Source organism: Rathayibacter sp. AY1D5, assembly GCF_002932515.1.
GTDB lineage: Bacteria > Actinomycetota > Actinomycetes > Actinomycetales > Microbacteriaceae > Rathayibacter.
In genome coordinates this window covers 1-10,031 of the sequence record NZ_PSVU01000076.1, presented here as the reverse complement: position 1 = coordinate 10,031, position 10,031 = coordinate 1, and the positions used below count along the sequence as shown (strand labels likewise).

The window sequence follows — 10,031 nt, the reverse complement described above, 5'->3', positions numbered from 1 at the left end:
GACGCCCGCCTCGGCGCGGACGCCGACGTCGGTGCCGGTCGCGTTGACGAGCAGGACCCCGTGGTCGGGGTGGCGGTGCGCGAGCGGGTCGAGCCCGAACGAGGCGGCGACCATCGAGAGGTCGGTGCCGAGCGAGAGCCAGCCGATCACCCGCGAGCTCACGGCGGCGTCGACGATCTCGCCGTTCGCGAGGGTGGCGAGCAGCCAGGTCAGCTCGCGGGCGGAGCCGATCGAGAGCTGCGGCGCGTCGTCGGGACCGCGCTCGTCGCGCACGACGTCGAGCAGGGCGGTGCGGGAGAGGCCGAGCGCCTCCGCCCGCTCGCGCACGGCATCGAGGCCGACGCGGCGCAGCAGGACGTTGGTCGCGAGGTTGTCGCTCGAGGCACCGACGAGGGCGGCGAGGTCGGCGATCGGCATCGACGGCACCTGGAGGTGCTGCCAGAGCCCGGAGCCCGAGACCGCGTCCGCCGCGGTCCGGTCGACCAGGCGCAGGTTCTCCTGCGGCTCGTTCGCCAGCCGGGCGGCGACCTCGATCAGCAGCACGACGGTGCCGAGGGAGGCTGTGGGCATCGAGACGGAGTCGTCGACCGCGAACAGGGTGCGGCCGGTCGCCAGGTCGACGGCGCGCGCCGAGACGACGACCCCGTCGATCGCGAGACGGCCGAGGGCGTCGAAGCCGCGCTGGAAGTTCTCGCGGTCGCCGCCGCCCTTGTGGCGCCCCCGGCGGTTGCGTCGGCTCTCACGGCGGGTCTCGCTGGTGGGGATCACCACGGGTACGGCCCCTCTACGGGTCGGGAGTGCGGTCGTGCGGAGGGGGGACCTGGGTCCTCACGCGCCGGCAGGACGCGCGATCGGCGGACGACCCCGCTGCATCGGTCGGCTCTCGATGCCCGGGGCTCCTCGTCCGTGGTGCGGAGGTGGTCGGCGGCGACTACCAGATGGTGACGCGCTCGCTCGGGGAGAGCCAGAGGGCGTCGCCTTCGGAGACGTCAAAAGTAGCGTAGAACTCGTCGATGTTCCGGACGATCTGGTTGCAGCGGAACTCGGCCGGAGCGTGCGGATCGATGGCGAGGAGGCGGATCGTCTCCTCGTCGCGCGACTTCTGCTGCCAGGCCTGCGCCCAGGAGAGGAAGAAGCGCTCGGCGCCGGTCAGGCCGTCCACGACGGGCGGCTCGTCGCCGTCCAGCGAGAGCAGGTACGCCTTCCAGGCGATGCCGAGACCGCCGAGGTCGCCGATGTTCTCGCCGATGGTCAGGGCGCCGTTCACGTGGTGCCCGGGCGTGGTCGCGGGAGCGAGCGCGTCGTACTGCGCGATGAGCGCCTTCGTCCGCTCCTCGAACGCGGCCCGGTCCTCCTCGGTCCACCAGTCGGTGAGGCGGCCGTCGCCGTCGAAGCGCGAGCCCTGGTCGTCGAAGCCGTGGCCGATCTCGTGACCGATGACGGCGCCGATCGCTCCGTAGTTCGCGGCGGGGTCGCGGGCCTCGTCGAAGAAGGGGAACTGCAGGATCGCGGCCGGGAAGACGATCTCGTTGAAGCCCGGGTTGTAGTACGCGTTGATCGTCTGCGGGGTCATGAACCACTCGTCGCGGTCGAGCGGGCGGCCGATCTTGCCGAGCTCGCGGGCGAACTCGAACTCGGCCACGCGGCGGGCGTTGCCGAGCAGGTCGGCCGGGTCGATCGAGAGGGCGGAGTAGTCGCGCCAGCGCACCGGGTAGCCGATCTTGGGCGTGAACTTCGCGAGCTTCTCGAGCGCGCGCTCGCGGGTGGCGGGGCTCATCCACTCCAGGTCGACGATGGAGCGGCGGTACGCCTCGATGAGGTTCGCGACCAGCACGTCCATCGCGGCCTTCGCCGTCTCGGGGAAGTGGCGAGCGACGTAGGTGCGGCCGACCGCCTCGCCGAGCGACCCCTCGACGAGCGAGACGGCGCGCTTCCAGCGCTCCCGCTTCTGCGGGGTGCCGGTGAGGGTGCGGCCGTAGAAGTCGAAGTTGGCGTCGACGAAGCCGCTGGACAGGTAGGCCGCGGCTCCGCGGATCACCTGCCAGGACAGCCAGTCGCGCCAGGCCGGGAGCCGGTCCTCGGTGAGCAGGCCCGCGAGGCCCTGGAGGAAGCTCGGCTGGCGGACGACCACCTCGGCGAGCGCCCCCTCCGGAGCGCCCATCGCAGTGAGCCACACGCCGAGGTCGACGCCCGCGGCGAGCTCCTCGACCTCGGACCAGGAGCGGAGGTTGTAGGTCGCCTGGCTGTCGCGGCTGCGGACCTTGTCCCAGTGGGCGGCAGCCAGATCGGTCTCGAGGGCGACGATGCGCTCGGCGCGGGCCTCGGCGGCGTCGATGCCGGCCAGCGCCAGCATCCGCGCGACGAACGGCGTGTAGGCCTCGCGGACGGAGGCGAACTCCTCCTCGCGGTAGTAGCTCTCGTCCGGCAGGCCGAGGCCGCCCTGGTTGACGAAGACGAGGTAGCGCTCGGGGCTGCCCGGGTCGTTGTCGACGAAGAGGCCGAAGAGCCCGGGGACGCCGGTGCGCTCGAAGGCGCCGACCGCGCGGAGCAGGCCGGGGATCGAGTCGACCCGCTGCACGGCGGCGAGGTCGTCGGCGATCGGGGCTGCGCCGAGCTCCTCGGCGCGCTCCTCGTCCATGAAGGAGGCGTAGAGGTCGCCGAACAGGCGCTCCTCGGTGCCGTACTGCGCGGTCTGCGCCTCGACGATGATGTCGCGCACGGCCTTCTCCGCCTCCTCCTGGAGGACGTGGAAGGAGCCGTAGCGCGCCTTGTCGGCGGGGATCTCGGTGCGGTCGATCCAGAGCCCGTTGACGTGCCGGTAGAGGTCGTCCTGCGGGCGCGTCGCGGGGTCGAGTTCGGAGCGGTCGATACCGGAGCGAGGCGTCGTCGAGGTCATGGCGGACAGCCTACGTCGGGGCGCCGACACGGTGGCGCGAGGTGCGGCGGGTCGAGCGCGGAGCCGCGGAGGGCGGGCGCGGAGCCGCGGGAGGGCCGGGCGCGCCACTGTCCGGCTCGCGGGGGCGGACTGCTCCTGCGAGCCGGACGGTGGCCGACGGGGACGCCGGAGCGTCAGCGCCCGAGCTGCTCCTCGACGTACGCGCGGATCGGCGTGGTCGGCCGCCCGATCAGGCGGGCGAGCGAGCCGTCGGTCCCGCCGAGGAGGCCGTCGGCGATGTTCGCGTCGAGGCCGACGACGAAGCCGACTCCGCCCTCGGGGACGCCGGCGCCGGTGAGGACGCGGGCGTGCTCGTCGGAGGAGACGTGACTGATCGCGGCGTCGCGTCCGGCGACCTCGGCGACGATCGCGGCCAGCTCGTCGAAGCTCCAGGCGGTGTCGCCGGAGAGCTCGTGCACGGTGCCGACCAGGGACGGGTCGGTCAGGGCGACCGCTGCGGCCTCGGCGTAGTCGGTGCGCGCGGCGCTGGCGACGCGGCCCTCGCCGGCGCTCGAGAGGGTGCTGCCGGTGGAGGCGAGCTCGGCGACGGTCTGCTCGTAGTTCTCGTTGTACCAGCCGTTGCGGAGGACGACGGCGGGGACGCCGCTGGCGGCGATCGCCTCCTCCGTGGCCTTGTGCTCGGGGGCGAGGATGAGCGCGCTCGTGGTCGCCTTCGGGGCGCTCGTGTAGACCAGGCGCGCGCCGGCGCGGACGGCGGCGTCGATCGCGGCGGTGTGCTGTGCGACGCGCCTGCCGACCTCGGAGCCCGAGACGAGGAGGACGGCCTCGGCGCCGGAGAAGGCGGCGTCGAGCGAGGCGGGGTCGTCGAAGTCCGCGACGGCGGTGCGGACGCCGAGGTCGGCGGCGAGCGCCTCGAGCTTCGCGGCGTCGCGGCCGGTGGCGACGATGTCGGAGGCGGCGGTGCCGCGGGCGAGCAGGTGCTCGACGGCGAGACGGCCGAGGTGGCCGGTGGCTCCGGTGACGACGAGGGTCATGAGGGGTCCTTCCTGACGGGTGGGGCGGGCGGGGTCCGCCGCCAGGAGGGTGCAACCGGCGCATCCTCCTCCTGCTTCCCGGAATGCAGTACCCACTATTTCGTTAGTACTGTCATCACCCCTGTCCCGAGGAGCACCCATGACGATCGCCGACTCCCCCCTGCTCGCCGGGGACGTCTACTCCGCCGACTGCCCGAGCCGCGAGGTCTTCGGCCACGTCACCAGCAAGTGGGGCGTCCTGGTGCTCGCGGCGCTCGCTCCGGGCACGCTGCGCTGGGGCGCTCTGCGGCGCCGGATCGGCGGGATCAGCGAGAAGATGCTCGCTCAGACGTTGCGGATCCTGGAGGAGGACGGCTTCGTGCACCGCGAGGCGCGGCCGGTCGTCCCGCCGCACGTCGAGTACCGGCTGACGCCGCTGGGAGCGGAGCTGGCGGATCGGCTGCTGCCGGTCGTCGAGTGGATCGCGGGGAACGTCGGGGCGGTCCTGGAGGCGCGCTCGGAGGGCCGCAGGGAGGGAAGGTGAGCCTCACCTTCTTGTGAGAACGTTCACGTCCCGTTCAGGGAGGAGCCTCCACCCGGCGGCATCGGCGCCCCCTCCCCCTGCTTGCCTCGATCGCGTCTCCTGCTCGTGATCGAAGGACCTCCATGTCAGACACCGCCCGCCGCCCGCTCCTCCTCCCGATGGCCGGCCACGTGCGCGGCAAGCGCAGCCCCGTCACCTGCGCGCTGAAGTGCGCCAACGCCTGCTCCACCGCGACCTGCAACACGTCGCACAACAGCTACTTCCGCGACATCGTCTCGTCGCAGCTCTCCCGCCGCAGCGCCCTCGGCCTCGGCCTGGCCGGCGCGGTCACCGTCGCCGTCGCCTCCGCCGGAGGAGCGCCCACCGCCGAGGCGGCCGTGGCGACCGCGGCCGACGGCTCGCCGCTCGCCTTCACTCCGATCGCTCCGGTGCCGTACACGGTCGACCGGTTCACCGTCCCCGAGGGCTTCGCCTGGCAGCCGATCATCCGCTGGGGCGACCCGCTCTTCGCCGACAGCCCCGCCTTCGACATCGCCGACCAGACGGAGGCCGCCCAGGCCGCGCAGTTCGGCTACAACAACGACTACACCGACATCGTCGAGATCCCGGGCTCGAAGCGCCTCCGCGCCCTGCTCGTCGTGAACCACGAGTACACGAACGAGAGCATCATGTTCCCGGCCGCGCAGCTCGAGGCGGAGCCGGAGCGCGTGCGCGCCGTCGGCCGCGCCGCCCACGGCCTCAGCGTCGTCGAGCTGGTCCGCACCGCGGTCGACCGCCCGTGGGCCTACGTCCGCGGGGGCGAGCGCAACCGCCGCTACCTGCTCGACACCCCCTACGAGGCGACCGGCGCCGCAGCCGGCACCGACCTGCTGAAGACGGTCGCCGACCCCGAGGGCCGCACCGTGCTCGGCACGCTCGGCAACTGCTCCGGGGGCACGACGCCGTGGGGCACGATCCTCTCGGGCGAGGAGAACTTCAACGGCTACTTCCGCGCCGTCGGCACGAGCGACGCCGAGAAGCGCTACGGCCTCGCCGACTCCGAGACCTCGCGCCTCTGGGAGCTCGACGACCCCCGCTTCGACGCCCGCACCCCGGGCTACGAGAACGAGCCGAACCGCTTCGGCTGGATCGTGGAGTTCGACCCCTTCGACCCCGACTCCACGCCGAAGAAGCACACGGCGCTCGGCCGGCTCAAGCACGAGGGCGCGAACGTCATCATCGCCCCGGACGGCCGCGTGGTCGCGTACCAGGGGGACGACGAGCGCTTCGACTACCTCTACAAGTTCGTCTCGACGAAGCGCTACATCGAGGGCGACCGCGCCCACAACAAGACCCTGCTGGAGGAGGGCGACCTCTACGTCGCCCGCTTCACCGGCGACTCCCCCGTGGCCGAGATCACCGGCACCGGGGCGGTCCCCTCGGACGGCGGCTTCGACGGCATCGGCGAGTGGCTGCCCCTGGTGCTGAATGGCGCCTCGACGATCGCCGGGATGAGCGTCGCCGAGGTGCTCGTCCACACCCGCCAGGCGGCGGACGCCGCGGGCGCGACCAAGATGGACCGCTGCGAGGACGTGCAGCCCAGCCTGGTCAGCGGACGGATCTACGTGGCCTGCACCAACAACTCCGCCCGCGGCACCGAGGGCGGCAAGGAGGGCGCGACCGAGGTCAACCCGCGCACCGAGAACCGCGACGGCCACATCGTCGAGATCATCGAGGACGGCGGCGACCAGACCGGCCGCACCTTCACCTGGAACCTGCTGATGCTCTGCGGCGACCAGGCGCAGGGCGACGTCGTCTACTTCTCCGGCTTCCCGGCGGACCAGGTCTCGCCGATCTCGTGCCCGGACAACCTGGCCTTCGACTCGGTCGGGAACCTCTGGATCTCGACCGACGGCGCCCCGAGCGGCATCGGCTACAACGACGGGCTCTTCAAGGTCGCGCTCGAGGGCGCGACGCGCGGCAGGGTGGAGCAGTTCCTCTCGGTGCCCCGCGACGCCGAGACCTGCGGACCGATCGTCCACGACCTCGACCAGCACGTGTTCGTGGCGGTGCAGCACCCGGGCGAGGAGGGCACCTTCGAGGCGCCGACCTCGTTCTTCCCGGACTACGGATCGACGGCGGCGGGAGCGGTGGCGGCACCGCGTCCGACCATCGTGCAGATCCTGCCGGCGTCGCAGGTGGTGGTGCCGACTCCGACGCCGACCGCCGGGCCGACCACGGCACCGACGACCCCGCCGACCACCGCGCCCACGGCGACTCCCACCACGGCACCGACCGCCGGGCCGACCGCGGCGCCCACCGCGGCTCCGTCCCCGGTGCCCACGACCGCGCCGACCGGCACGCCCACCCCGCTGCCCGTCGGCGGCTCGGGCGGCGGGCTGGCCTCGACCGGAGTCGAGAGCGTCGGCCTGATCGCGGGGGCCACCGCACTCCTGGCCGCGGGCGCCACCGCGCTCGGACTCGGAGCGCGCCGCCGCGCGGCCGCCGAGGGCGAGGACGACCAGCAGGCGTGAGCCTCGACAGGGCCCGGGACCGATCACAGGATCGGGCCCGGGCCCTGTCACGCTCGGGGACCCGCCGCTCAGGCCCCCGGGACCGGCGGGCCGGTGCGCCAGCGGAGGATCGCCGCGGCGTCGGCGCCGTGCGGCAGCGTCACCACGTCGATCCCCTCCGGAGCGGTGCGGGAGTCGGTGACGAGCACGCGCGCGTCCGTGAGCACGGCGGCGCGGGCCAGCGCGAGGGCGGCGTCGACGGAGTCGGTCACCTCGGCGCCCAGCGCCTCCTCCGGGGCCGACGCGACCCACGGCTCCGCGGCGAGCGCCAGCAGAGCGCGCTCGCGCAGCCGGCCGGGGTCGAGCACCAGCGTCTCGACCTGCGCCGAGGCCAGCGCCGTGACGATCGCGCCGAGCGAGTACTCGACGGTGCGGCGCGGCTCCCCGGTGCGCAGGGCGTCGAGCACGTCCTCCTTCTCGCGCAGCAGGATCCGGTCGAGCTGCTCGTCGACGAACCGCTCCAGCGCCCCCTCCTCGCTGCCGGCGGCTCGCAAGTTCACGGGCTCGACGGCCAGGATCGCGGCGCTGCTCGGCGAGAGCTGCTGCGCGAGCAGCTGCCGGGCGTGGATGTCCCCCGCGACGACCAGCAGGCGCGGCCGGTGCACGCGCACGAGCTCGTCCACCGCGGCGGCGAGCTCGGCCTGCGTGCGCCGCCAGATCTCCTCCGCGTGGTGGTGGAACCGGTCGTGCCGCCAGCCGCCGGCCTGCGCCTTGTGGAGGGTGTCGGTGCGGCCCTGCACGGCCTGCTCGGCCTCGGGTCGCTGCGCGCCCAGGCGGTGCAGGCGGATCTCGCCGCCGTCCCGCGAGGTCTCGACGACGAGGACGCGCAGGTCGGGCCGGTGCTGCAGCAGCGGCACGATGTCGGGGAGCGGGCTGTAGGAGACGCCCTCGGGCGCGACCGGCCGACCCGGCAGCACCTCGTTCAGCACGACCCTCCCGTCCACGGCGACCGCGAAGAGGCAGCAGCCGCCCTGGGGGCGCCCGGCCCCCTCGAGCAGAGCGGTGAGGGCCTGGATGTCGGCCTGGGGCGCACCCTGGCGGGCGAGCTCGTCTCCGAGGGACGTGGCGCGCTCGAGCGAGATGTCCGGCGGATCGCCGGAGTCGATCGCGAGGTCGACGTAGAGCTGCGACACGGGCCGGGAGTCGCGGAGGAGCTCGGCCAGGGTCGGGAGAGCGGGGGTGGTGGTCACCATCGGGTCGTCCTTTCCTGTCGTGTCCCGACAGTGTCGGACGGCAGGAGCGGGAGGAGGGACGGGGTTGACTGCTCGCGCGCGCCTCAGAGCAGGCGGCGCGCGGAGGCCCAGGCGGTGAGCTCGTAGCGGGAGGAGAGCTGCAGCTTGCGGAGGACGGCGGAGACGTGGGACTCGACCGTCTTGACCGAGATGAAGAGCTCGGCGGCCGCCTCCTTGTAGGCGTAGCCGCGGGCGATCAGGCGCATCACCTCGCGCTCGCGGGCCGAGAGCCGGTCGAGCTCGTCCCCCGACTCCGCCTGCTCGCCCGCCAGCGCCCCGAAGGCGTCGAGCACGAAGCCGGCCAGGCGCGGCGAGAACACGGCGTCCCCGCCCGCCACCGCGAGCACGGCCCGGCTGACCTCGGCTCCGGAGCTGGCCTTGGTGATGTAGCCGCGGGCGCCGGCGCGGATCACGCCGACCACGTCCTCCGCAGCGTCCGAGACGCTCAGCGCCAGGAAGCGCGACGACGACCCGGCGCTGCGCCGCAGCACCTCGGCCCCGCCTCCGCCCGCACCGCCCGGCAGGTGCACGTCGAGCAGCACCACCTCGGGCGCGAGCGAGGCGACCAGGCCGACGGCGGAGTCGACGTCGGCCGCCTCCCCGACGACCTCGAGCTCGGGGGCGAGGTCGGCCCGCAGGCCGGAGCGGAAGATGGAGTGGTCGTCGACCAGCAGCACGCGGGTCACCGCTCGACCTCCGCGGGGAGCCGCAGATGCACCTCGGTGCCGGTGCCGCCGACTCCGGGGCGCACGGTCGCGCTGCCGCCCGCGCGCGCCATCCGGCCGATGATCGACTCGCGGATGCCGAGGCGGTCCCCGGGCACCTCGTCGAGGACGACGCCGGGGCCGCGGTCGCGCACGAACACGTCGACGCCCTGCACGGAGGACTCGAGGTACACCGAGACGTCGCCGCCCGCGTGCCGGGCCGCGTTCAGCACGGCCTCGCGGGTCGCGGCGAGGAGCGCGGCGGCGCCGGGGACGGACGCTCCGACGGCCACCACCTCGAGGTGCACGGGGTAGTCGAGCTCGACGGCGGCGGCGATCGCCCGGACCTCGGCGGCCAGGTCGTTGGCGACCGGGACGTCGCGCTCGAACAGCCAGTCGCGCAGCTCCCGCTCCTGGGCGCGGGCGATGCGGGCGACCTCGCTCGAGGCTCCGGCGCGGTTCTGGATGAGCGCGAGGGTCTGCAGCACGGAGTCGTGCAGGTGCGCGGCGATCTCGGCCCGCTGCTCCTCGCGCACGCGGGCGGCGCGCTCGCCCATCAGCTCGGACCAGAGGGTCACCACCCGGGGCGCGGCCAGCACGCCGGCGGCGATCAGCAGCACGCCCACGGCGAGGACCGCGTTGAGGGCGCTCGGGCGGCCGGTGAGCACGGCCGCTCCGGCGAGCACCAGCAGAGCGCAGGAGGCGAGGCGCACCGCGGAGCCGTACCGGGCGGGGCGGACGGCGTCGCCGCGGTCGAGCCCGAGGCTCCAGCCGACGGCTCCTCCCGCGAGCAGGCCGACGGCGACGAGCGCGCGCGTGATGTCGGCGTCGTCGCCGCTGTCGACGGTGATCAGCACGGCGAGCGCCGCGACGGCGGCGGCGAGGGTCAGCAGGCCGGCCACGGGAGCGGAGCGGCGGACGGCCGGATCCGCGTCGCGCGACTCGAGCGGCGCGAGGGGCACCAGCGCCCAGAGCCAGAGGTAGAGGAGCGCGCCGCCCCCGCCGAGCGCGGTCGTGAGGACGGCCAGGAGGCGGGTCCTCCGCACGCTCCAGCCGAGGTGGTCGGCGACCGCGGTGCACACTCCGCCGA

7 protein-coding genes and 1 pseudogene are annotated in these 10,031 nt (G+C 74.1%); 2 read left to right on the top strand and 6 right to left on the bottom strand.

Annotation, left to right across the window (positions count from 1 at the left end):
• The 3 genes from C5C82_RS16255 to C5C82_RS16245 all read right to left on the bottom strand — a co-directional run.
• A partial coding sequence (locus tag C5C82_RS16255; RefSeq protein ID WP_104274578.1) for a serine hydrolase occupies window positions 1-771 on the bottom strand: 771 nt, incomplete at its 3' end.
• Between the two features lie 160 nt (window positions 772-931).
• A complete protein-coding gene (locus C5C82_RS16250) occupies window positions 932-2,896 on the bottom strand; it encodes a M13 family metallopeptidase (RefSeq protein ID WP_104355375.1) in 1,965 nt (654 codons plus the stop codon).
• Window positions 2,897-3,069: 173 nt separating this feature from the next.
• A complete protein-coding gene (locus tag C5C82_RS16245) occupies window positions 3,070-3,930 on the bottom strand; it encodes an NmrA family NAD(P)-binding protein (protein ID WP_104250704.1) in 861 nt (286 codons plus the stop codon).
• Window positions 3,931-4,069: 139 nt separating this feature from the next.
• On the opposite strand from C5C82_RS16245, the gene C5C82_RS16240 reads away from it, so the two are divergent.
• Both C5C82_RS16240 and C5C82_RS16235 read left to right on the top strand, forming a co-directional pair.
• The gene (locus C5C82_RS16240) at window positions 4,070-4,453 is read left to right on the top strand and encodes a helix-turn-helix domain-containing protein (RefSeq protein ID WP_160033071.1); all 384 of its coding nucleotides are present in this window, start codon (window positions 4,070-4,072) and stop codon (window positions 4,451-4,453) included.
• Window positions 4,454-4,575: 122 nt separating this feature from the next.
• A pseudogene (locus C5C82_RS16235) lies at window positions 4,576-6,615 on the top strand (PhoX family phosphatase); the annotation flags it as partial.
• Window positions 6,616-7,034: 419 nt separating this feature from the next.
• Here the strand turns inward: C5C82_RS16235 and C5C82_RS16230 are convergent.
• The 3 genes from C5C82_RS16230 to C5C82_RS16220 form a co-directional block, all read right to left on the bottom strand.
• Window positions 7,035-8,198, bottom strand: a complete 1,164-nt coding sequence (locus C5C82_RS16230; RefSeq protein WP_104355373.1) for a Vms1/Ankzf1 family peptidyl-tRNA hydrolase — start codon at window positions 8,196-8,198, stop codon at window positions 7,035-7,037.
• An 83-nt stretch (window positions 8,199-8,281) separates the two neighbouring features.
• Window positions 8,282-8,923: a response regulator transcription factor gene (locus C5C82_RS16225; protein ID WP_104222839.1), complete on the bottom strand. Its 642-nt coding sequence runs from the start codon at window positions 8,921-8,923 to the stop codon at window positions 8,282-8,284.
• Window positions 8,920-10,031: sensor histidine kinase (locus tag C5C82_RS16220; RefSeq protein ID WP_104355372.1), on the bottom strand; the 1,112-nt coding region annotated here is incomplete at its 5' end. The genes C5C82_RS16220 and C5C82_RS16225, both read right to left, overlap by 4 nt.

Bases quoted from the DNA above. Each gene is read 5' to 3' on its own strand.
- C5C82_RS16250 (WP_104355375.1), bottom strand. From the start codon at position 2,896: ATGACCTCGACGACGCCTCGCTCCGGTATCGACCGCTCCGAACTCGAC.
- C5C82_RS16245 (WP_104250704.1), bottom strand. From the start codon at position 3,930: ATGACCCTCGTCGTCACCGGAGCCACCGGCCACCTCGGCCGTCTCGCC.
- C5C82_RS16240 (WP_160033071.1), top strand. From the start codon at position 4,070: ATGACGATCGCCGACTCCCCCCTGCTCGCCGGGGACGTCTACTCCGCC.
- C5C82_RS16230 (WP_104355373.1), bottom strand. From the start codon at position 8,198: ATGGTGACCACCACCCCCGCTCTCCCGACCCTGGCCGAGCTCCTCCGC.